The following is a 22,785-nucleotide window of genomic DNA, read 5'->3' on the forward strand; positions in this document are numbered from 1 at the left end:
ATGCGGCACGGAGAAAAGCGCCCGCACACCGGCAAGAGCTGAAAACCCAACACTCCAGATTGCCCCACCCGGCCGTATCCAAAAGCGCAAAAGCCGCCAGAAAAGGCGGCTTTTGCGAGTTCCTTCCCTGCGCCGATTAGCGCTTGGAGAACTGCTTGCGACGGCGCGCCTTGCGCAGGCCGACTTTTTTCCGTTCGACTTCGCGGGCATCGCGGGTCACGAAACCCGCTGTGCGCAGCTCGGATTTCAGCTCGGCGCTAAAGTCGATCAGGGCACGCGTGATGCCATGGCGGACCGCGCCGGCCTGACCGGATTCGCCGCCACCGGTAACGTTCACCATGATGTCGAACTTGTCCTGATTGCCGGTGAGCACCAGCGGCTGACGTACGATCATGCGGCCGGTTTCACGCGAGAAGAACTCGTCCACCGGCTTGCCGTTGACGACGATGTTGCCGGAGCCCGGCTTGATGAACACACGGGCGACCGCGGTCTTGCGGCGACCGGTACCGTAGTTGTAAGTCACAGCCATTTATCGGCTCCTTCAGATCTCGAGAACTTGCGGCTGCTGGGCGCTGTGCGGATGGGACGGCCCCGCATAGCACTTCAGCTTCTTCAGCATGGCGTAGCCCAGCGGGCCCTTCGGCAGCATGCCCTTCACCGCCTTCTCGAGCACGCGCTCGGGGAAGCGCTGCTGGAGCTTGGTGAAGTTGGTTTCGTAAATGCCGCCCGGGTAGCCGGAGTGGCGGTAGTACTTCTTGTCCTGGGCCTTGTTGCCGGTCACGCGCAGCTTATCGACATTGACCACGACGATGAAATCGCCGGTATCGACGTGAGGGGTGTAAATGGCCTTGTGCTTGCCGCGCAGACGGCGAGCCACTTCGGCGGCAAGACGGCCAAGCACCTTGTCCGTGCCGTCGACAACGAACCAGTCGCGCTTGACCTCGTGCGGCTTGGCAGAAAACGTCTTCATGTGGATCCTCGATCTTGTCAGGCCTGCGAACCGGCCGTCAAACGGAAAGCTCGCAATGCTAATGCGAGCGCCGGCCCGATGTCAATTATTCCGTGTATCGGCGCCATGTCAGGCGAAAAAAAACGCAGTCCGCGAGGACTGCGTTAAATCCACACCAAAGGAGGAGGGTGGAGGAGACACCGCTTGGATCGGCGCGTCTTTGTTCCCGCGTCAGCGATCCGACTAAGATGAATTATGCGGAAGCTGCAAAACATTGGCAAGATTTTTTTGTGCGATGCACGATAAATGTTTTGATTTTTTCATAAGCAGGACTTATTTAATCACAACCATTTGTTTTTACTTGATTTGCGCTCTTCTCCAGACCCCATCCACCTCCCCCGGCCCCGCTGCCGGAAACCGATTTAACGCTGGTTTTGTGCGCTGCATGAATACGCCCCCGTATTGTATCTGCAGCCCTCCTCCGAAACCTGCTCTCTCCCCGTTCACGATGGGGCTTGCGGCCCACCCGGCAGGCGCGAGCGCAAGCTTGCGGCACTGCGGTAATATTCGGCCCGGCACCCCGCCGGCAACCGCAGACAAGGGTCATTTCACCCTGCAGGAGTTCACGACAATGGAATGCACCATCAAATGGCTCGACGGCATGAGCTTCATCGCCGAAACCGGGACCGGTCACCTCGTTGCCATGGATGGCGCGCCCGAAGCAGGAGGGCGCAACCTGGCGCCGCGCCCGATGGAATTGATGCTTGCCGGAGCGGGCGGTTGCACTGCCTTCGACGTCGTTCTGATCCTCAAGCGCGGGCGCCACGACGTGCGCGGCTGCAGCGTACGCCTGGAGGCCGAGCGCGCGGAAAGCGACCCCAAAGTGTTCACCCGGATCCGCTTCATCTACACGATCACCGGCTGCAAGCTCAAACCCGAAGCGGTCGAGCGCGCCATCCATCTCTCAGCCGAAAAATACTGCTCGGCCTCGATCATGCTGGCCAAAACTGCAGAAATCACGCACGACTTCGAGATCGTCGAGGCCGGTTGAAGGGTTGCCGGCACCGCCCGCCTCGATCGCCGACGGCGGAGGAGGCGGGACGGGATCAGATGCGGTAGGCCAGCGTTGTCATCAGCTTCGCTCCCAGCTTCATCGCAGCCTTCACAGGGGCAGGAAGCTCGTGCGCCCCAAGCCTGACTGCCGTATCGGCATGCCCGGTCTCGTCCTCCTTCATCTGCTCGACGATCGCGCGCGAGCGCAGATCGCCGGCAGGCAAGGCATCCAGGTGACCCTTCAGGTGCTGCTCGACCTGGCGTTCGGTTTCGGCCAGAAAACCCAGATTCAGGCGTTCGCCGAAGCGCCCGGCCAGCATTCCCAGGCACAGCGCACCGCCGTACCAGAAGGGATTGAGCAGGCTCTTGCGCCCCCCCAGGTCCGCAATCCGACGCTCGGTCCACGCCAAGTGCTCGGTTTCTTCCTGCGAAGCCTGGCGCAACGCACCGCGGATGGTGGGGTCGCGCGACATCATCGCCTGCCCTTGGTAGAGGGCCTGGGCACAGATCTCGCCGGCATGATCGACCCGCATCAGGGCTGCGGCATGGCGACGCTCGGCATCGTTGAGTGCGGCCTCGTCGACCTCCTCGCCCGGTACTGGGCGCACGCTGGAGGCCGACGCGAAGACGGTACGCAGCGCCCGGTCGAATTCGATGATGGCACGATCGATCATCAGCGCACCTCGGACGGATAATGGCTACGGCGCTGCTTGAGCAGTTGCAGTGCATGATCGCGGCTGCGTGGCGCGGCAAGGCCGTCACACAGATAATCCCAGGCGAGCGCCGCTCGTGGCCGGTTGTAGGCATTGCCCCCGATGGCTTGCCATTCGCTCTTTTTCATCGCCACCCAGTTGCCGTCAGGACGCCCGCTGGCATAGATGCGCCGCTCGCCGGTCGCGCAGCGAATCCCTTCGAAGGTAACGTTTTCAGCACCGCCCGCCGCACGCGCGACCAAGGTGTAGCGCACCACGCCATCTTCGCCGACGCTGACGCTGCCTTCGTCGACGAAAAACCGGTTGGGCGAAGGCGTGCCGGTATCGAAGGGGCGCAACCGCGTTTCCTCGACCGCTGGCGGCAGCGTCACTTCGCCTTCCTTCCAGTCGGAATCGGCATCCACCAGCAGGCCTGCCAGCGCCGGCCCGCAAACCAGGGCCAGGGCCAGCAGCCCCCCGCGAGTCATACGGGATTCGATCGATTTCAAACGTGCAATTCTCCACAAAGCGAAAGCCGAATCGCCTCCGGCACCGGATCGACCTGCGCTGCATAGGAGGGATGGTCGATGCCGACAGCCAGCGCCGCACCGCTCTTCAGCGCCCGGACCCGGTGCGGGCCGAGTTCGAAGCGCAGGAAATGCACCGAAGACGTCTTCTCGTCATTTTCGCGCCCGGGATCCTCGTCGGCAATGGAAAATACCGGATCGAACCCTGCCACCCGCACCCAGACGCGATCCTCGATACCGATCAAACGCCCCAGCCACCGCCTACGATCGGTTTCTTCGGAAAACTCGATCAGCATGGTCGCCTTCCAGTTCCGGCCATCGGGTACGAGCGGGTTGTAGGCCGCGAGTTCATCGGCAATGCCGGCTTCCTCGAAAATACGCTCGATGCGCAGCATTTCCTGGATCTGGTAACGGATCGTCAGTTCGTCCTCGAACAGCAAGGTGACATGCGAACCGACCGCGAGCGCACGATTTTTCTTGTGCGCCATCACTTTCGCGCGAAACTCGGCACGCTGGCGAGCGTACTCCTCCAGGCTCAGCAGACTGTCGCGCTCGATCGTCATCGCAATTTCTCCTCCAGGCCGTACGCCATGCGCAACAGGGTCAGCGGGTGGGCTTTGGTCGCTTCGAGCTTCGTTCCGCTGTCGCGGATCCCCTGCTGGATGTGACGCCCGGCAATCGGGCAGTCAGAGCTGATGAAATCGGGGGCCGCCTGCGCCATCTGGCGAAAAACCGGCTTGCCGATTTTCATCGACTGCTCGAAATATTCCACCTTGACCCCCCAGGTGCCGTCATGGCCCGCACAGCGCTCGATCGTCACCACTTCGGTTCCCGGAATCAGTTGCAGGGTCTCACGTGTCTTCTGGCCCACGTTCTGCACCCGGCCATGACAGGGAATGTGATACGCGACCTTGCCCAGCCGCCGCGTGAAGTCGGTCTTCAGCAGCCCGTCGCGGTGGCGCAGGACGAAGTACTCGAAGGGATCGAACATCGCTTCGGCGACTACCGTGACGTCCTCGTCCTCCGGGTAGAGCAAGGGCAGTTCCTGCTTGAACATCAGCGCGCACGAGGGCACCGGCGCAAGCACCGCGTACCCCTCGCGGGCGAGCTTGGCCAGCACTGGTATATTGCGCCGCTTCAGCCGATCAACGCCCTCGAGGTCGCCCAGCTCGAGCTTCGGCATCCCGCAGCACGCCTCCTGCGGCACCAGCAGCGACGGGATCTCGTTGTGCGCCAGCACCGCGACCAGGTCGTGGCCGATGCCGGGTTCGTTGTAGTTGACGTAGCAGGTCGAGAAGATCGCCACCTTGCCCGGAGTGCGCTCGCCATCGCGCACCGGCCAATCAGCGGCGACTTCGGCCCCGGCGCGGAATTTTGCCGCGGTGTAAGGAGGTAGCTCGCGCCGTTTGTCCACCCCCAGCACCGATTGCAGCACGCTGCGCGCCGCGCCGTTGCGGTTGGCCGCATTGACTACCTGCGCCACCACAGGGATGGCTGCCAGCTTGCCGAGGGCGTCGGTGCTGGTGAGCAGCTTGTCACGGAACCTGACTTCGCCCTTACGGAACTTCACTGCCTTCGCGCGCAGCATCAGGTGGGGAAAGTCGATGTTCCACTCGTGCGGCGGCACGTAGGGGCATTTGGTCATGAAACAGATGTCGCACAGGTAGCACTGGTCAACGACTTTCCAGAAATCCTTCTTCTCGACCCCGTCGATTTCCATGCTGCGGCTCGCATCGACGAGATCGAACAGGGTCGGAAAGGCGTTGCACAGATTCACGCAGCGCCGGCATCCATGACAGATGCCGAACACCCGTTCCATTTCCGCGAGCACCTCGCCTTCGTCGTAGTAGCGATCTTCGCGCCAGGCGATCGGATGCCGCCTGGGCGCCTCGAGACTTCCCTCGCGCTTACTCATGACAACACCTCCCTTTCCCCGATCCGGCGGCTGGCGGGCACACTGCAAGTCGGACGAAGATCTCCCTGTCGGGGACGGCAGACTCAATCCACCAGGGCGTCGAGCGCCTTCTGGAAGCGGTTGGCGTGCGAACGCTCGGCCTTCGCGAGAGTTTCGAACCAGTCGGCAATTTCCTCGAAGCCTTCGTCACGCGCTGCTTTCGCCATTCCGGGGTACATGTCGGTGTACTCGTGCGTCTCACCGGCGATGGCGGCGCCGAGGTTCTGCCGCGTCGCCCCGAACGGCAGCCCGGTCGCGGGATCGCCACAGGCCTCGAGATACTCGAGATGGCCATGGGCGTGCCCCGTCTCGCCTTCGGCCGTGGAGCGGAACACCGCGGCGACGTCGTTCTGCCCCTCGACGTCGGCTTTGGCGGCGAAATAGAGATAGCGCCTGTTGGCCTGGGACTCGCCCGCGAAAGCGGCCTTCAGGTTCTCTTCGGTACGGGATCCTTTCAGTTCCATCTTCCTCTCCTTCTCGTCCACGATCGAATGCACCGTTTTTCCACGGTGCATTCCAAACCTAGACAATCAGGAGGCGAATCCCAAATTGAAACCGGCTATGCCTGCGATCGCGCGGCGCTATCCCCGCTATGCGCTGCGCGCCGACGCGCCCAGCACGACGCGCACCGGCTCGACCGGTTCGCGCAGGCGGTAACTCTCCGGCATTTCGAACGCGCGCGTGCGAAAGAGGATGCGGGCAAGCTCGATCAGCGCCAGTTGATAGACCTGGCGCTTGAATTCGATCACCGCCTCGAGCGGCACCCAGTAGTCGCTCCACCGCCAGGCATCGAATTCCGGGTGCGAGCTGGCACGCAGCGACACGTCCGAGTCACGCCCCACCAGCCGCAGCAGAAACCAGATCTGTTTCTGCCCGCGGTAAGTGTTGCGCCACTCGCGCCGGATCCAGTGCCGGGGTACCTCGTAGCGCAGCCACCCACGGGTGCGCCCGAGGATCTTCACATGCTCCGGACGCAGTCCGACTTCCTCATGGAGTTCCCGGTACATGGCCTGCTCGGGAGACTCGCCGTGCTTGATGCCGCCCTGGGGAAACTGCCAGGAATGCTCGCGAATGCGCTTGCCCCAGAACACCTCGTTGCGCGCATTGACCAGAATGATGCCGACGTTCGGGCGAAAGCCTTCACGATCAAGCATGATGAACCTTCGAATTCGGTTGATTGGTGCCGATTTTTCCACACTTGCGCACGCTTTGAAAGCGCACCCGCGGCGCACACCGCCGCGATCCGGCAGTCCACGCACGGCGAACGGCCACGCCATGAGCTAGAATCCCGCCCTCGATCACGCCTTTAACGCCACGCCTTTAACGCCTTTACGCCGAAGACTCTCATGCGCGCCAGCCAGTTCCACCTGTTCACCCTCAAGGAAGCCCCCTCCGACGCCGAAGTCGTCAGCCAGAAGCTGATGCTGCGCGCCGGCATGATCCGCAAGACCGCCGCCGGCATCTACAGCTACCTGCCCCTGGGTCTGCGCGCGATCCATAAGGTCGAAACGATCATCCGCGAGGAGATGGACCGCGCCGGCGCGATGGAACTCGCCATGCCGCTGGTGCAGCCGGCCGAACTGTGGCAGGAAACCGGGCGCTGGGACAAGATGGGCCCGGAAATGCTGCGCCTGAAGGACCGCCACGAGCGCGATTTCGCCCTCCAGCCCACCTCCGAGGAAGTCGTCACCGACATCGCGCGCCAGGAGCTGAAAAGCTACCGTCAGCTGCCGAAGAACTTCTACCAGATCCAGACCAAGTTCCGCGACGAGCGCCGGCCGCGCTTCGGCGTCATGCGCGGGCGCGAGTTCACCATGAAAGACGCCTACTCCTTCGACCGCAGCGCGGAAGCCGCGGGGCGCAGCTACGACATCATGTTCGCCGCCTACAAGCGCATCTTCGATCGCCTCGGCCTCGAGTATCGCGCGGTGGCGGCCGACACCGGCGCCATCGGCGGCGACCGCTCGCACGAATTCCAGGTCATCGCCGACACCGGCGAAGACGCCATCGTCTACTGCCCCGGCTCCGACTATGCCGCCAACATCGAGCTCGCCGAAGCGGTATCGCTGCTCGCCCGCCGCGCCGAGCCTGCCAAGACGCTGGAGAAGGCCCCTACTCCGGGCAAGGCCACCTGCGAGGACGTCGCCGCGCTGCTCGGCGTGCCGCTGGCGACCACGGTGAAGTCGCTGGTGCTCGCCACCGACGACGTCGATGAGAAGGGCAATCCTGCCGGCGTCACCGTGTGGTTGCTGCTGGTGCGCGGCGACCACGCCTTGAACGAGGTCAAGGCGGGCAAGCTGCCGGGCCTCAAGACCGGTTTCCGCTTCGCCACCGAAGCCGAGATCCTCGAGCACTTCGGCTGTAAGCCGGGCTACCTCGGCCCGATCGGACTCCAAAAACCGGTCAGGGTAATCGCCGACCGCACGGTCGCCCACATGGCCGACTTCATCTGCGGCGCCAACGCCGAGGACTTCCACTTCACCGGCGCGAACTGGGGTCGCGACCTGCCCGAGCCCGACCTCGTCGCCGACATCCGCAATGTCATCGAGGGCGACCCGAGCCCGGACGGCCGTGGCGTGCTCGCGATCCAGCGCGGGATCGAGGTCGGCCACGTGTTCTACCTCGGCACCAAGTACTCGAAGGCGATGAATGCCACCTTCCTCGATGAGGACGGCAAGCCCAAGCACTTCGAGATGGGCTGCTACGGCATCGGCGTCACCCGCATCCTCGGCGCCGCGATCGAGCAGAACCACGACGGCCGCGGCATCATCTGGCCGACGGCGATCGCGCCGTTCGAAGTGGTGATCTGCCCGGTCGGCTGGGGCAAGTCGCAGGCGGTGCGCGATGAGGCGCAGAAGCTCTACGATGCACTCAGCGCTACCGGCATCGACGCCATCCTCGACGACCGCGACGAGCGCCCGGGGGTGATGTTCGCCGACTGGGAACTCATCGGCGTGCCGCACCGCATCACCATCGGCGATCGCGGCCTCAAGGAAGGTGTGGTCGAATACCAGGGCCGGCGCGACGTCGAAGCCGCCAGGCTGCCCCTGGGCGAAGTCCTCGGCCACGTCCTCGACCGCCTGCGCCAGCGCTGAACCCGCGATGCCCGACCCGCGCGCCTACCTGGGCCGGATCGCCGCCACGCTCTGCCTGGCGGCCGCCAGTGGCAACGCAGTCGCAGGGACGCAGCAGTACGAGCCGCTGGCCGCGAGCGTGCGCGCGTCCCTGCACGCTGCGGTCAGCGACGCCGCCGCGCCGATGCTGCCGATTCCGGATGCAGAAGAACGCGCGCGATGGCTCGTCGAAATGTCGCGCAGGCTGGAAAAGCGCATCCCGGACGAGGCCTACCGCACCGAGCTGCTGACTTCCATCCATTACGAAGCCACCCGCGCCGGTCTCGACCCGCAGCTGGTGCTCGGCCTGATCCAGGTCGAGAGCGGCTTTCGCAAGTACGCGATCTCGTCGGCCGGCGCCCGCGGCTACATGCAGATCATGCCGTTCTGGGTGAAGCTCATCGGCCGCGAGGACGACAACCTCTTCCACCTGCGCACCAACCTGCGCTACGGCTGCACCATCCTGCGCCACTACCTCGATATCGAGAAAGGCGACCTCTTCCGCGCCCTCGGCCGCTACAACGGCAGCCTGGGCAAGGCGCACTACCCCGATCAGGTGCGCACGGCCTGGGAAAAACATTGGCACTGGGAACCGGAACGGCTCGCCGCCGCCCCCCAGGCCCGAGGCACACCCGCGGCGACCGCACGCTGAACACGGTCCCCGCCTCACGGAGGACGCCACACGGGCGACACCGCAGCCCCGGCCGTGCCCCCTCCCCGTGCCGGCGGATTCCCGTTTGCAGTGGCAGCCTCAGCCGGCGACCGCTGCGAGCGGACGCGGCTCGGATGCCCTGGCGTCGACCGCGCGCAGACCTTCCTTGCCCGCTGAAGCCAGCGATTGCACGTCGCCGGAAAGCTCCCCCCCTTCCTCGATCAGGATCTTGCCATAACGGATCTTGCCGCTGACACGGCCGGTCGAATGGATCAGCAACTGCTGGCGTGCGGTCAGTTCGCCCTCGAAGTGGCCATGGATTTCGGCGATATCGATGCCCACGGAGCCCTTGTAGGCGCCGTTCTCGGCGATGCGCAGGACGCGGCTGTCCATCGTCGCCTCGACCCGTCCTTCCACTACCAGGGTGTCGCAGTCAAGGATCTCCGCCCCCTTGAGCTTGACATCCGGACCGACGATCAGCCGGCTCCCTCCCGACGAGCCCGCGCCATCGACCGGAGCAGCAGCTTCGGCAACCAACGCCCTCGCCTTCACTGCAGCATCCCCCGTAGCGGCCGGCACCGGGTTCACAGCACCCCCTCCGGCGACGGCCGCCGCAGCACTCGCCGACACCGTACTTCCCAACGGCTGCGCGCTCGTGCGGGAAAGGACGTTTTTCTCGGCTTTATGAAACAGGTTGGGCTTATTGAACATGCGATCTCCTTGAAGGTGGTGCAGACCCTGTGCTGCAGTCCGGCAGTCTGAAGAGCAATTGCCATGCCCAGACATGAATAAGCCCGCCGGATCAATCACCTGCCGTCCGCCGCCGATGCCTGGCGCGGCCGTGGAGGACGACGGCGCGGGGGATTCTGTCGCCCCTGCCCGACGGCACTTCGAGCCGCACCTCCAAACGCCCGCCCGGCAAAGCGTTTCCCGTGTCGCCTGCAGGCGACGGGTAGCCGCGTGCTTACTTCGATTTGCATTTTCCTCGCCGCGCGAGCGTGCACACTGACCTAGACTCCGGAGCTTGTCGCCGCTGCGCCACGCAGCGTGCATCGGAACATGCCCCCTTTTTTTTCCGGCCCCTCATGTTTCGTCCCTCCTGCCGCCCTCCCCTGCCACCGAGCGCTCCGCCGGCCTGCGCCGCGCCGGCGGGCCGTGCCGGGTGAGCACCACGATGACCGTGGCTGCACCGGCCGGCGCCCGCCTGCTGCTGATCGACGACGACCCCGATCTACTGCACCGGTTGTCGATGTCCTTGCGCGCCAGCGGCTACCGCGTCGTCACCGCGACCAGCGCCCGGCACGCGCGCGCACGCCTCGGCTCCAGACGGTTCGACCTCGTGCTGAGCGACGTCCACCTGCCCGACGGTGACGGCCTTGCCCTGTTCGAGGACATCCGCCGCCAGCACCCCGCCCTGCCGGTGATCCTGCTCACCGCCCGCGGCAGCATCCCCGACGCGGTGGAAGCGACTTCGCGCGGCGTCGCCGGCTATCTCACCAAGCCCTTCGACACCCAGGCCCTGCTCCGCCACATCGGCCAGACACTGCGCTTCACCGCACCCACTGCGGCGGCCCCGCCCTCGGGCGATGCGGCTTGGCGTGCCGGCATCATCAGCCGCAGCATGCGCATGCACACCCTGCTCGACGAGGCCCGCCTGATCGCCGCTTCGGACGCCAGCGTGCTGATCCGCGGCGACAGCGGCACCGGCAAGGAACTGCTGGCGCGCGCCATCCATCTCGCCAGCCCGCGCGCGAACGCCCCCTTCATCGCGATCAATTGCGGCGCGATCCCCGAACCGCTGCTCGAGTCCGAACTCTTCGGCCATGTGCGCGGCGCCTTCACCGGCGCCACCAGCGCCCACATCGGCCTGATCCAGGCCGCACATCGCGGCACGCTGTTCCTCGACGAGATCGGCGACATGCCCCCCGCGCTCCAGGTCAAGCTGCTGCGCGTGCTGCAGGAGCGCGCCGTGCGCCCGGTCGGAGCGACCCATGCAACGGCGGTCGACCTGCGCATTCTGTCGGCCACCCACCACGACCTCGATGCCGCCCTGGCGGCCAGCCAGTTCCGCGAGGATCTCTACTACCGCATCAACGTCGTCCATCTCGAACTGCCTACGCTGGCCGAGCGGCGTGAAGACATCCCGCTGCTCGCAGAGCATTTCCTGCGCCAGCTCGCGCAAAAGTACGGCAAGCGCCTCTCGGGCTTCGCCCCCGATGCGCTCGAGACCCTCGCCAGCGCAAACTGGCCGGGCAACGTGCGCCAACTGCAGAACGTCGTCGAACAGGTGTGCGCGCTCACCACCACGGCGCTGATTCCGCGCACGCTCGTCGAACGCGCCCTGCGCATAAAGCCGGTCGACGCCCTCGGCTACGCCGGGGCGAAACAGCGCTTCGAGCGAAACTATCTGATACAGCTATTGAAACTGACTGCCGGTAACGTGTCCGACGCTGCACGGCTGGCCGAACGCAACCGCACCGAGTTCTACCGCCTGCTGCAGCGGCACGGTCTCACGCCCGATCTGTTCCGCGGCGACGGACCCGATACCGAACCATGACCCACCCGCACAGGAGTCGACCATGATCAAGCGCCAGACCATTGCTGTAATCATCGCCACCACCGCTATGGCCTATTCCATTTACACCCCGGCCCAGGCGGCGAGCCTGCTCTCCGCAGCGCAGATCAACCTGCCGAGCAACTGCGCCGGCGACAAACACGATACCCGCGGCAGCGAAGACAAGGCCTCCAGGCCCGTGCGCAGCTGAACACGGCGCACACGCAGAGTCCCCCGCCATAGCCTCGTCCGCGCGGGGCGACGCGGCCAGGCGGGGGGCGGCCGGCGCGCTTTCGATCGATCAGGCGGTGCCGCCCACCGTCAACCCGTCGATGCGCAGCGTCGGCTGGCCGACGCCGACCGGCACGCTCTGGCCATCCTTGCCGCAGGTACCGACTCCGGGGTCGAGCGCCATGTCGTTGCCGACCATCTTCACCTTGGTCAGCGCGTCCGGACCGTTGCCGATCAGGGTCGCCCCCTTCACCGGGCGGGTGACCTTGCCGTCCTCGATCAAGTAAGCTTCGGCGGTCGAGAACACGAACTTGCCCGACGTGATATCGACCTGTCCGCCGCCGAAATTGGCCGCATACAAGCCCTTCTTCACCGACCGGATGATTTCTTCCGGCGCCTTGTCGCCGTTCAGCATGTAGGTGTTGGTCATGCGCGGCAACGGCAGGTGGGCGAAGGACTCGCGCCGGCCGTTGCCGGTCGGCGCCATCCCCATCAGGCGGGCGTTCATCATGTCCTGGAGGTAGCCGGTGAGGATGCCGTCCTCGATCAGCACGGTACGCTCGGTGGGATTACCTTCATCGTCGATCGACAATGAGCCGCGGCGATCGGGCAGGGTGCCGTCATCGACCACGGTGACCCCTTTCGCCGCCACCTGCTGGCCGATACGGCCGGAAAATGCCGAGCTGCCCTTGCGGTTGAAGTCGCCCTCGAGGCCGTGGCCGATCGCCTCGTGGAGCAGGATCCCCGGCCAGCCCGGACCGAGCACCACCGGCATGCTGCCGGCCGGCGCCGGATCGGCGCCCAGATTCACCCGTGCCTGATGCACCGCCGCGCGGGCGTAGGCGCGCAGCCGCTCATCGTCGAAATAGCCGTAATCGTAGCGCCCGCCGCCGCCGCCACTGCCCTGCTCGCGGCGACCGTTCTCTTCCATGATCACGGTCAGCGACACCCGCACCAGCGGGCGCACGTCGGCCGCCAGGTGGCCGTCGCTGCGCGCCACCATCACCACCTCCCACGAACCGGCGATATGCGCCATGACCTGGGTCACGCGCGAATCCTCGGCGCGGGCGAGGCTTTCCAGGCGTTCGAGCAGCTTCACCTTGGCGGTGTCGTCGAGCGAATCGAGCGGATCGTCGGCGCGGTAAAGGCGGCTTTCGAGCCCTTGCCGGCGGATGCCGACCTGGCGCCGCTCGCCGGCGACGGCAATCGCGCGCGTCGTCGTCGCGGCCCCCAGCAGCGCATCGAGCGAAATATCGTCCGAGTAGGCGAAAGCGGTCTTCTCGCCGCTGATCGCGCGCACGCCGACCCCCTGCTCGATGTCGAAGCTGCCCGATTTGACGATGCCTTCTTCCAGGCTCCAGGCTTCGGAGCGCTGGTACTGGAAGTACAGGTCGGCGAAGTCGATATCGTGGCGCATCAGCGCGCGGAAGGTTTTTTCCAGTTCCGCCTCGCCGAGCCCATAGGGCGACAGCAGATGACGATCGGCGATATCCAGGAGGGAGGTGTTGTTGCTCATTGAAAATCCTCGGTACGGTGCCGGGTTGGACCGGCCCCGAGTGAAAACGATCGGCCGACGCGGCCGCTGCGGTAGAGTTCCGCTTCAGCCCAGACAACGGTGGCGCAGCGCCGGCAGGCTTTCGCGCACCTCGGCGATGCGCCCCGGGTCGAGCTCAGCAAGCACCACGCCCGGTCCTTCCTCACGGCAGGCGAGTACCTCGCCCCAGGGGTCGATGATCATCGTGTGCCCCCAGGTGCGGCGCCCGCCCGGATGGCGGCCGCCCTGCGCCGGCGCCATCACGTAGCACTGGTTCTCGATCGCACGTGCGCGCAGCAACACTTCCCAGTGCGCCCGTCCGGTGGTGAAGGTGAACGCCGCCGGCAGCACGATCAGGTCGACTTCGCCCATCGCCCGGAACAGCTCCGGAAAGCGCAGGTCGTAGCACACCGACAGCCCGGTACGCCCGGCCGGTGAATCGAAGCAGCACACCTCGCCGCCCCGCTCGATGGTCGCCGCCTCGTCGTAGTGCTCCTCGCCGCGACAAAAGCCGAACAGGTGGATCTTGTCATAGCGCGCGACACGGCGCCCCTGGTCGTCGAACACCAGGGTGCTGTTGCGCACCCTGTCGTCGACGCTGGCGCACAATGGAATCGTGCCGCCGACCAGCCACACGCCGTGGCGGCGTGCCGTGGCGGCGAGAAAGTCCTGCAGCCGACCGTCGCCTTCGGCTTCGCGGATGCGTACCTTGGCCGACTCGTCGGTGCTGATCAGCGGAAAATACTCGGGCAGGGCCACCAGGACGGCCCCGGCGGCGGCGGCCTCGGCCACCAGCGCCGCAGCCGCGTCGAGGTTGGCGTCGACGTCCGGCCCGGAGACGGTCTGGATCGCAGCAATGCGGACCGGGCCGGGTGGCCGGCAGGAAGCGTGGGCGGGGAGGCAGGAATTCATCTGTCGTGTCGCTTGGGGTCGGAAGAAAGGCAGGAGAACGGTGCAGGAGCGGGACCGGGGGGCGATCGGCCGCGCCGGGCCTGCTATCGAGCCGGCGGCAGTTGGGCCGGCGGCAGTTCGACGCTGCCGCGTTTGACGACCTGTGGGTCGGTCCAGGTGCCGGTGACGGCGTATTCGAAGGCGAAGAGTTTTTCGATCGGGTCGCTGAGCACCTTCTGCGCCAGATAGGCCGCGACGCCGACCGCGGGATTCAGCAGCCCGGCTGCGGCGCCGATCGCGACCGACTCCGACAGGGTCGGCTGCACGAAGACCCGCAGATCCTGGGTTTCCGCCACCAGATCGGCCGCGCCGCTCATCCTGATCCGCGCGGCCGGCCCGCGGATTTCAAGATCCTCGGTGCGCAACACCCCGGTAGCCATGTCGATGCTACCGGAAATGCGGTCGAAGGCGAATCCTTCCGAAAACACATCGCGGAAATCGAGCGTGATGCGGCGCGGCAGCGACTGCAGGCTGAGGATGCCGAGCAGGCGGCCGACACCGGGCTCGAGCTTGTTGAACTGGCCGGCGCCCGCCTCCAGAGTCAGCCGGCCAGCCAGCGACGGATAGTCGATGCGCGTCGGCGCCCCCCCCCAGCCGATGTCGCCGGCCAGCGTCGCCGATCCGCCGCGCACCACATCGGGATAGCCCAGGCGGCGCGAAAAACGCCCGACATCGGCCGTTTCCAGGCTGAACGTCATCTGCGTGCGCTGGCGCCCGGCCGCCTGCCACTGTCCCTTGCCCGCCAGCCGGCCATCGGGGTTGTCGAGCGCAAAGCGTTCGAGCTGCCACAGTCCGCCCCGGTTGCGGGCGAACACTTCGAGCCGCCCCAGTTCCAGCCCACGCAGGAGGAAGCGCTCGGCCACCACATCCAGCGCCGGCAGCCGGCGCGGCGGCGTGTGGATTTCCCCGTCGCCATCGCGCCCGCCCACCGCCGGTTCACCCGGCTCGGCTTCGCTCCCTACGGACAAGTGCCGGAAGCGGGCGGACAAGGCGCCACCGCCCGCCCTGCGCCAGTCGAAATCGCCTTCGGCCAGGTCGCTGTCGAGCCGGGCCTTCCAGCCACCGGGATCGGCCACCGCACGCAGGTCCACCGCCTTCAGGCCGTGGCCGAAGGCGAGAACCTCGTCGGCCGCCAAAGTGATGCCGGCAAGGGGCAGGCCGCCCGCCGCTTCGACGGCGCCCCCGGCCTCCTCCGCACCCGCCTCGTCGGCGGCATCCTCTCCGTTTTCGAGCACACGCCGCCAGGCATCGAAGTCGAGCCGGTCAAGGACTGCGGCGATGCGCACCCCACGGGTCGAGGCCGGCACGGCATCGGCTGTCGCGCGGCCAAGCGCCACCCCTCCGGAGAGCGAGGCCCATGCCGCCGAGCTGCGCTGCAGCTCGGCCCGGGCGAGGGTGCCGAGCTGCAGCGTGATCGTGGTCGACGCCTGTCCTGCCGGATGATCGAACATCAGCTGCAGCGGCCAGTTTTCCGTCCCCGACTTGTTCAGCGGCGCAGGCAGGCTGGAGGCCAGCCCCGCCAGATCGGAGCTGAACTCCCCCCGCGTGCCGCTCTTGCCGATGCGGATCACCGTCTTCCAGTCGAGGGTGCCGGAGAGGTTGTCGAGCACCGGCTGCGCATAAGCGGCGCGCAAAGCCGAAACCGCCACCTTGCCCTCGGCCTCGAAGCGCACCGCGCCGTCGGCAACGGTGCGCGCGCCCACCCGCAGCGGATGGCCGAACAGTTGCGCGCGCGCTTCGGGTATCGACAGCGAATCGGCGGTAAAGCGCAGTCGTCCGCCGGCCCCCTCCAGTGCCGGCAAGCCGTCGATGATCGAGATCCGGTTGTCGGCAAAGCGGAATTCGCCTTCGATTCCGCTCGCCTCGATGTTGCGCAACGGCATCACCAGCTTCAGCGCCAGCTCCCCGCGCCCTTCGGCCTGCATGCCGTCGGTGAACCCGCCGATGCGCGCCGAAACCGGGCTCGCCGAAACGAAGCGCAGGAACTCCGCGGTCGGACCTTGCGCCCGCCCGGTGATGGTCATGACCTCGCTGGGGCGCTGATCGAGTTCAGGGATGTCGACCCGCACATCGAGCAGATTCACCCCCAGGATGCGTCCCCGCTCGGCGTCGATCCGCATTCCCGGCCCCTCGAAGCGCAATTCGCCGTGGATACCGTCGATCCGCGGCCACCCCGGGGCATAGTCCAGCACTCCGTCGGCCACCCGGACCGACACCAGGAACTGGCCCTCGCCGTCGCGGAAAGGGAAGTCCTCCAGGCGGCCGCGCAAGCGCAGCCGCGCCTCAGGCACGGCGGCCGCGACAATCGCGTTGCGCACCCAGTCGTGGGTGTCGCGGTTGACCACGCGCGGCAGGTAGCGCCACACCGCGGTCCCGGCCGCACGGTCGAGACGGGCCTGCAGGTCGATTTCCCCCGCGCCCCCGGCCTGCGGCCAGTAGCGTCCGGAGGCGCTGCCGGCGGCATCGGCGTTGTCGAATTCGGCGCGGTCGAGGGCGATCTCGAGCCGCCCCTCGCGTTCGAGCCAGCCTCCTTCGGCGCGCAGACGGTCGAACGCCAGACGCCCGCTTTCGAACACTTCGGGCAACTCCACATGCGCGCCCTGGCCATCGACCCGGAAACGGCCACGACTCTGATTCCCCTCGATCGTCCCCGCCAGCCCCCCCAGCCCCGGCAGGCCGTCACGGGCGAACAAGCCGATACCGGCGAAGCCAGTGGACAGGGTCCAGGCCTGCGGCGCAGCGGTCGTGCCCCGCCAGCTCAGGCGCAGGTCGCTCAAACGGCCCCGCGGCGCGAAGCCGGCGAGCCGCTCGCGCAGCGCCGCTTCGAGCGGCAGATACGCGGCCAGCCCGGCCAGCGCGGCGAAATCCAGCTCCCCGGCAACCAGGCTTCCGCCCGCGGCAGCACCGTCGGCGGTGTGCTCCAGGCGCAGCTCGACATCCCCGGGTTCGAGCACCAGCCCGGCCTCGGCCTGCAGCGCCAGCCGGCGCGCGCGCAGCACGACCCCACGGGGCGCACGCTCGAAGGCGAGGCGGCCGTCGAGGCGAGCGACCGCGAGTTCGGGCAGATCTCCGGCAAGACGGGTACGGACATCGTCGAGTGCGAAATCGGCGGTCAGCGCAGTTTCGCCCTTGCCGTCGGAGTCGAGCCAGGCCCGCACGCTGCCGCGCCCGCTCACCGGCAGCGGGTAATCGACCCAGGGCCGCCAACCGCCGAGGTCGGCCCGATCCAGTGCAAGATACAGCCGCCCGGCCGACGCCTGCAGCACCTCGGGATCGAAGCGCGCGAGCTCGCCGCGCAGCTCCAGCATCGATGCAAGCGCTTGCGGCGGCTGTGCGCGCAGTGCGAAACGGGCGGGTGCGGAACGCTGGTCGAGGCGGAACTCGACCAGCTCGAGTTCGAGTTCGGGCGCCGCCCGCATTTCGTCCGACCACCGCAGCCGGGCGCCGTGAATGACGATCTGGCGCTGCGCCAGCAGCCACTGCAGCCCCCCCCCCTGATCCTCTCCCCCCTGCAGCGGCAGACCGGCGACGAACAAGGCGCCATCCCCGGCGCGTCGCGCAACCAGTTCCGGTGCGTCGATCTCGAGGCGATGGAAATAAGGCCGCAGGCGAAGCAGCGACGACCACGCCAGCGTGGCGTCGACCCTGGGCAAGGACAATGCCGGACGGCCTTCGGCGTCGGCGATGCGCAATCCGCTGAGTTGCAGCCGGGGACGCCACCCCACCCAATCCCCCTCGATCGCTGCGATCGACACCGGCAGGCCGAGCCCCGCGCTCGCCGCCGCTGCGATCCGTTCGCGAAACTCGCCCACCGCCGGCAGCAGCAGGTGCCGGGTGGCGAGCACCAGCACCGCGAATGCGAACCACAGCGTCACCGCTGCGCGCAGCCCCCACTTGCCGAGCAGGCGCGCGCGCGCGCGCCACGGCACCCGCGGTGCGGATTCACGGCCTGAAGGGGCGGGGCGGGGCGGGGCCAGAAGTTCGCTCGCGATCGGGTTTCCGGCCGATCTGGCCGGGACTCGGGCCGGCGGGTGACGCGAGGTGCACACTGCGGCACGCCAGTCCCCCACCGGAACATTCCATCGCCACGCCAACGGGCGGTGGGCACGGCTAGAATGTGCTTTCTGCCCACGCGCGGCCGGATCATGGTCGATTCGGTCTGCATTCTACCAACGATCGCCACGCCCGCACCGGAGCCCGGCCATGTCTTCCCCCTCCAGCGCGCCCGACGAGGGCCTGCAGGCCGTATCCTGCGCGCGCCGCTTCTCGCGCTACCTCGCGCGCATGCTCGACAGCCAGCCCTGGCTGGCCGCGGCGCTCGCCGCCAGCATCGACGGCCCGCTCGCCGCCGAGCAGATGCAGCGCTTCGTCGCCGCCCGCGAAGCGGCGTCCGGCAGCGCCGAGGCCGCATTGCGCCCGGTGCTGCGGCAGTTGCGGATCTGGGTGCTGTGCCATCTGGTCGTGCGCGATCTCGTCCGGGGAGCGTCCCTGGACGAAGTAACCGAAACCATGACCGTGCTCGCCGAAGTCGCTGTGCGCCATGCCCACCAGGTGCTGCGCACCGCCCTCGTGCAGCGCTACGGCCAGCCGCTGTCGCCGACCGGCTGGGAACAGGAACTGCTGGTGATCGGCATGGGCAAGCTCGGCGGGCGCGAGCTCAACGTCTCCTCCGACATCGACCTGATCTTCGTCTACCCCGAAGACGGCGACACCGGCGGCGCCAAGGTCATCAGCAACTTCGAATTCTTCGAGCGCCTGGGCAAGCAGCTGATCCAGGCCCTGGCCGAAATCACCGAACACGGCCAGGTCTTCCGCGTCGACATGCGCCTGCGCCCGAACGGCGATTCCGGCCCGCTGGTGTGCAGCTTCGACATGCTCGAGAACTACTTCATGACCCAGGGCCGCGAATGGGAGCGTTACGCCTGGATCAAGGCCCGGGTGCTGCAGGGCGAGCGCTGGACCGAACTGCAGAACATCGCCCGCCCCTTCGTGTTCCGTAAATATCTCGACTTCGGCGCGATCAACGCGATGCGCAGCCTGCACGCGCAGATCCGCCGCGAAGTCACACGCCGCGACCGCATCAACAATATCAAGCTCGGCCCGGGGGGCATCCGCGAGATCGAGTTCCTCGCCCAGGTCTTCCAACTCATCCGCGGCGGCCGCGACACCGCCTTGCAGGTGCGTCCGACGCTGAAGGCGCTCGCCCTGCTGCCCGAACGCAGCATCCTGGACGCCGAAACCGTGGCCGAATTGTCCACCGCCTACGAATTCCTGCGCCGGCTGGAGCACCGCCTGCAATATCTGGACGACGCCCAGACCCACGACCTGCCCGCCAGCGACGGCGACCAGGTGCTGATCGCCGAAGCGATGGGCTTTGCCGACTACCCCGCGCTGCTCGCCACGCTCGAAGCCCATCGCACGCGAGTGAGCCATCATTTCGACTGCGTCTTCGGCGACCCTTCGGAGGAGGACCACAGCCTGGACGCCACCTGGGCGCATGCCGAAGACCTCGACAGCGTCGTCCCCGCACTCGGCGAACTGGGCTACCGCCACCCCCGGGCCGGTGCCGAACGGCTCGCCGCAATCCACGCTAGCCCGCGCTACCGCCAGCTGCCGAACAACATCAAGAGCCGCTTCGATGCGCTGATGCCGCGCCTGATCGAGGCCGCCGCCGGCACCCCGGGACCGGACGACACCCTGGCGCGCTGTCTCGACCTGATGGAGGCGATCGGCCGTCGCGGCGCCTATCTCGCCCTGCTCCAGCAATATCCGCAGGCCCTGCGCCGGGTCGCCGACCTGATGGGCGCATCGCGCTGGGGGGCGCAGTTCCTTGCCCGCCATCCGATCCTGCTCGACGAGATGCTCGATGCCCGCAACCTCGAGGCCCCCCCCGACTGGCCGGCCTTCCGCGCCAGCCTGGGAGCGGAAATGGATGCGCTCGAACCCGACATGGAACGCCAGATGGACCTGATGCGCGAACGCCACCACGCCCAGGTGTTCCGCCTGCTGACCCAGGACCTCGCCGGCCTGCTGACGGTGGAAAAGCTCGCCGACCACCTCTCGGAGCTGGCCGACCTGATGCTCGACCTGACCGTGCCGCTGTGCTGGCGCAAAATCAAGATCCGCCACCGCGACACGCCACGCTTCGCCGTGATCAGCTACGGCAAGCTCGGCGGCAAGGAACTCGGCTACGCTTCGGATCTCGACATCGTCTTCCTCTACGACGACGACGCGCCCGAAGCGGCCGAGGTCTATACCCGCCTGGCACAGCGCACCAACACCTGGCTCTCCAGCCAGACCGCCGCCGGGCAGCTGTTCGAGACCGACCTGCGCCTGCGCCCCAACGGCGAATCGGGGCTGATCGCCACCTCGCTCGAAGCTTTCCGCAAATACCAGCTCGAGTCGGCCTGGGTGTGGGAGCATCAGGCCCTCACCCGGGCGCGCTTTTCCGCCGGCGAGCGCGCGATCGGCGAGGCCTTCGAGCGCATCCGCGACGAAGTCCTGCGCCTGCCGCGCGAGCTCGACGCCCTGCGCGCCGAAGTGCTGGCGATGCGCCAGAAGATGCGCGACGCCCACGGCGGCAAGAGCGCCCTGTTCGATCTCAAGCACGACCCCGGCGGCCTCATCGACGTCGAGTTCCTGATCCAGTACCTGGTGCTCGGCCACGCCCACGCTCATCCCCAGCTCACCGGCAACCTCGGCAACATCGCCTTGCTGCGCATCGCCGGCGAGCTCGGCCTGATCCCCCCCGCGCTCGCCGCCGCCTGCGCCGACAGCTATCGTGAGCTGCGCCGCCTGCAGCACCGCCAGCGCCTCAACGACCGCCCCTCGCGGGTCGATCCGGACGAAGCCGGACGCGCCCGGCAGCCGGTGCTGGCCTTGTGGGAGAGCGTATTCGGGACCTGAGCCCCCGGCGGCATCTCCCTGCCATGGCGGCGGCCATGACGGTCGGCTTCGCAGCAACTAGAATTCAGCGGCCTTCACCGTCACGGTCCGCCATCCAGGTTCCCATGAGCTGCGAAATCGAACTCAAGCTAGCCCTGCCGCACGACGCCTTGCCGGCATTGCGCCGCCATCTGCGGGCAGCGCCGGCAACCCGCCTCGGCAACGCCGTCACCCTCGACAACACCTATTACGACACCCCGGCACTGCAGCTCAAGGCGCACAAAGTCGCGGTACGCATCCGCCGGCAAGGCCGGCGCACGTTGCAAACCGTCAAATGCGCGGCACTCTCCAGCGGCGGCTTGTCGCAGCGTCCGGAATGGGAGCAGGACCATGACGGAGTGTTCGATTTTTCCGCCGTCGACGATCCCGCGACGCGCCGCCTGCTCGACCGTCATCACGACGCCCTGGTGCCGGTCTTCACCACCCGCTTCCGCCGCGAAACCTGGCGCCATTCCCCCCGCGAAGGGCTCGCCATCCTGCTGATGATCGACACCGGGGAAGTCGTCCTGAGCACACCCGAAGGAGTCGAGCGCCGGGCGCCGATCTGCGAGCTGGAACTGGAACTCGAACAGGGCCAGCCTGCCGATCTGCTCGAACTCGCCTGCGCGCTGGCACAGGATCTGCCGCTGATGCCGGCCGACCTTTCCAAAGCCGAGCGCGGCTACCGGCTGTTTCGCGATGCACCGCCGCCCGCCCCCTGTCGCAGCGAGCCTTCCACCATCGCCGCCGGCGACGGCCTGATCGACGCCTTCCGCAACCTGGCGCTGGCCTGCGTGCGCCAGTGGCAGGCCAACGCCACGGCAGCATCCGCCCCCGCCTCCCCGAAGGCGGTCCTCTCCGAGTGCATCCACCAGCTGCGGGTCTCGCAGCGCCGCCTGCGTGCCCTGCTCAAAATCTTTGCTCCCGCCCTGCCGCTCGGCTTCGTCGCCACCTGGAATGCCCGCCTCCGTGACAATGCCAACCGCTTCGGCGACGCCCGCGACCTCGACGTGTTCTGCGCCGAACTGCTCGCAGCAGTCCGCACCGAAGGGCTCGCCGACGCCGACGCCATGGCGCTGCTACGGGGGACCGCGGAAAACGCACGGATGGATGCACGGCACCGCAGCGCGCACGCGCTCGACATCGCCGCCCAAGGCAGGCTGCTGCTCGAATTCACCCTCGCCCTGGAACGGCTGGCAAGCAACAGCCTGCTCGAGGCTGCCGATCTGCGCACCTTCGCCCGCCTGCGCCTGGAGCGCCTGCGCAAACGCGGACGACGGCAACTCGACGCTGCCGCCACCCGCGAACCCACCGCCCTTCACGCACTGCGGATCAGCTTCAAGCAGTTGCGCTACGGCGCCGAATTCTTCGCCCCGCTGTTTCCGGCCAAGACGATGAAGCGCTACCAGGAACGACTTGCGCACGCCCAGACCACGCTCGGTTTCCTGCAGGACGTCGATGCCGCCCGCGCCCGGCTCGCACAATGGAGCGCAGCCCAGCCGGCGATCGCCCCCGCCGCCGCGTTCGTGCTCGGCTGGCATGCCCCGCGCTACACTCGCCTGCGCGAGCGGGTGATCCGCAACTGCCACCCTCTGGTGCATGGGCGCAGGCCATGGTGAAGCCGTCCGGCACCTGCGTACAGCGGCCGTCA

General features: G+C 67.3%; 19 protein-coding genes. 7 read left to right on the plus strand and 12 right to left on the minus strand.

The genetic code is table 11. The annotated features are described in order from the left end of the window. Positions 1 to 136: 136 nt before the first annotated feature. Positions 137 to 529 (minus strand): 30S ribosomal protein S9, encoded by a 393-nt coding sequence (gene rpsI / locus MXC99_RS14865; RefSeq protein WP_107221375.1) that lies wholly within the window; start codon positions 527 to 529, stop codon positions 137 to 139. 12 nt (positions 530 to 541) lie between these two features. Then, entirely contained in the window at positions 542 to 970 is a 429-nt protein-coding gene (gene rplM, locus MXC99_RS14870; RefSeq protein WP_107221376.1) for a 50S ribosomal protein L13, read from the minus strand. Between the two features lie 610 nt (positions 971 to 1,580). Here rplM and MXC99_RS14875 point away from each other — a divergent pair. After that, positions 1,581 to 2,000: an OsmC family protein gene (locus MXC99_RS14875; protein WP_247726200.1), complete on the plus strand. Its 420-nt coding sequence runs from the start codon at positions 1,581 to 1,583 to the stop codon at positions 1,998 to 2,000. A gap of 55 nt (positions 2,001 to 2,055) precedes the next feature. On the opposite strand, the gene coq7 is transcribed toward MXC99_RS14875, so the two are convergent. The 6 genes from coq7 to MXC99_RS14905 form a co-directional block, all read right to left on the minus strand. After that, entirely contained in the window at positions 2,056 to 2,676 is a 621-nt protein-coding gene (coq7, locus tag MXC99_RS14880; RefSeq protein ID WP_247726201.1) for a 2-polyprenyl-3-methyl-6-methoxy-1,4-benzoquinone monooxygenase, read from the minus strand. Then, complete coding sequence (locus tag MXC99_RS14885) at positions 2,676 to 3,203, minus strand: CNP1-like family protein (protein ID WP_432654257.1); 528 nt, start codon at positions 3,201 to 3,203, stop codon at positions 2,676 to 2,678. The genes coq7 and MXC99_RS14885 overlap by 1 nt, the downstream gene beginning before the upstream one ends. Further along, positions 3,200 to 3,784: a DUF3501 family protein gene (locus MXC99_RS14890; protein WP_247726202.1), complete on the minus strand. Its 585-nt coding sequence runs from the start codon at positions 3,782 to 3,784 to the stop codon at positions 3,200 to 3,202. The genes MXC99_RS14885 and MXC99_RS14890 overlap by 4 nt, the downstream gene beginning before the upstream one ends. Continuing rightward, positions 3,781 to 5,136: a heterodisulfide reductase-related iron-sulfur binding cluster gene (locus MXC99_RS14895; protein ID WP_247726203.1), complete on the minus strand. Its 1,356-nt coding sequence runs from the start codon at positions 5,134 to 5,136 to the stop codon at positions 3,781 to 3,783. Before MXC99_RS14895 ends, MXC99_RS14890 begins: the two co-directional genes overlap by 4 nt. An 83-nt stretch (positions 5,137 to 5,219) precedes the next feature. Further along, the gene (locus tag MXC99_RS14900) at positions 5,220 to 5,639 is read right to left on the minus strand and encodes a rubrerythrin family protein (protein WP_107221382.1); all 420 of its coding nucleotides are present in this window, start codon (positions 5,637 to 5,639) and stop codon (positions 5,220 to 5,222) included. Positions 5,640 to 5,765: 126 nt separating this feature from the next. Then, a complete protein-coding gene (locus tag MXC99_RS14905) occupies positions 5,766 to 6,329 on the minus strand; it encodes an RNA pyrophosphohydrolase (protein WP_247726204.1) in 564 nt (187 codons plus the stop codon). 192 nt (positions 6,330 to 6,521) lie between these two features. Between MXC99_RS14905 and MXC99_RS14910 the strand changes: the two genes are divergently transcribed. Together MXC99_RS14910 and MXC99_RS14915 are read left to right on the plus strand one after the other, a co-directional pair. Continuing rightward, on the plus strand, positions 6,522 to 8,270 hold the full coding sequence (locus MXC99_RS14910; RefSeq protein ID WP_247726205.1) for a proline--tRNA ligase: 1,749 nt from the start codon (positions 6,522 to 6,524) through the stop codon (positions 8,268 to 8,270). A gap of 7 nt (positions 8,271 to 8,277) precedes the next feature. After that, complete coding sequence (locus MXC99_RS14915; protein WP_247726206.1) at positions 8,278 to 8,940, plus strand: lytic transglycosylase domain-containing protein; 663 nt, start codon at positions 8,278 to 8,280, stop codon at positions 8,938 to 8,940. Between the two features lie 99 nt (positions 8,941 to 9,039). Here MXC99_RS14915 and MXC99_RS14920 read toward each other — a convergent pair whose 3' ends face one another. Continuing rightward, a complete protein-coding gene (locus MXC99_RS14920) occupies positions 9,040 to 9,651 on the minus strand; it encodes a bactofilin family protein (RefSeq protein ID WP_247726207.1) in 612 nt (203 codons plus the stop codon). Positions 9,652 to 10,114: 463 nt separating this feature from the next. Here MXC99_RS14920 and MXC99_RS14925 point away from each other — a divergent pair, with 463 nt between their 5' ends. Then, the gene (locus MXC99_RS14925; RefSeq protein ID WP_247726321.1) at positions 10,115 to 11,497 is read left to right on the plus strand and encodes a sigma 54-interacting transcriptional regulator; all 1,383 of its coding nucleotides are present in this window, start codon (positions 10,115 to 10,117) and stop codon (positions 11,495 to 11,497) included. A 22-nt stretch (positions 11,498 to 11,519) separates the two neighbouring features. After that, complete coding sequence (locus MXC99_RS14930; RefSeq protein ID WP_247726208.1) at positions 11,520 to 11,705, plus strand: hypothetical protein; 186 nt, start codon at positions 11,520 to 11,522, stop codon at positions 11,703 to 11,705. A 90-nt stretch (positions 11,706 to 11,795) separates the two neighbouring features. Here the strand turns inward: MXC99_RS14930 and tldD are convergent, their stop codons facing one another. The 3 genes from tldD to MXC99_RS14945 all read right to left on the minus strand — a co-directional run bounded on the left by tldD (position 11,796) and on the right by MXC99_RS14945 (position 18,139). Further along, entirely contained in the window at positions 11,796 to 13,241 is a 1,446-nt protein-coding gene (gene tldD / locus MXC99_RS14935) for a metalloprotease TldD (RefSeq protein ID WP_247726209.1), read from the minus strand. An 84-nt stretch (positions 13,242 to 13,325) separates the two neighbouring features. Then, entirely contained in the window at positions 13,326 to 14,171 is an 846-nt protein-coding gene (locus MXC99_RS14940; RefSeq protein WP_247726210.1) for a carbon-nitrogen hydrolase family protein, read from the minus strand. Positions 14,172 to 14,254: 83 nt separating this feature from the next. Continuing rightward, the gene (locus tag MXC99_RS14945) at positions 14,255 to 18,139 is read right to left on the minus strand and encodes a YhdP family protein (RefSeq protein ID WP_247726211.1); all 3,885 of its coding nucleotides are present in this window, start codon (positions 18,137 to 18,139) and stop codon (positions 14,255 to 14,257) included. A 274-nt stretch (positions 18,140 to 18,413) separates the two neighbouring features. Here MXC99_RS14945 and glnE point away from each other — a divergent pair, with 274 nt between their 5' ends. Continuing rightward, positions 18,414 to 21,116, plus strand: a complete 2,703-nt coding sequence (glnE, locus tag MXC99_RS14950; RefSeq protein ID WP_247726212.1) for a bifunctional [glutamate--ammonia ligase]-adenylyl-L-tyrosine phosphorylase/[glutamate--ammonia-ligase] adenylyltransferase — start codon at positions 18,414 to 18,416, stop codon at positions 21,114 to 21,116. Positions 21,117 to 21,220: 104 nt separating this feature from the next. Continuing rightward, the gene (locus MXC99_RS14955) at positions 21,221 to 22,753 is read left to right on the plus strand and encodes a CYTH and CHAD domain-containing protein (RefSeq protein WP_247726213.1); all 1,533 of its coding nucleotides are present in this window, start codon (positions 21,221 to 21,223) and stop codon (positions 22,751 to 22,753) included. Positions 22,754 to 22,785: the final 32 nt, after the last annotated feature.

The organism is Thauera aromatica, from assembly GCF_023093595.1.
In the GTDB taxonomy this organism is placed as follows: Bacteria; Pseudomonadota; Gammaproteobacteria; order Burkholderiales; family Rhodocyclaceae; genus Thauera; species Thauera aromatica_A.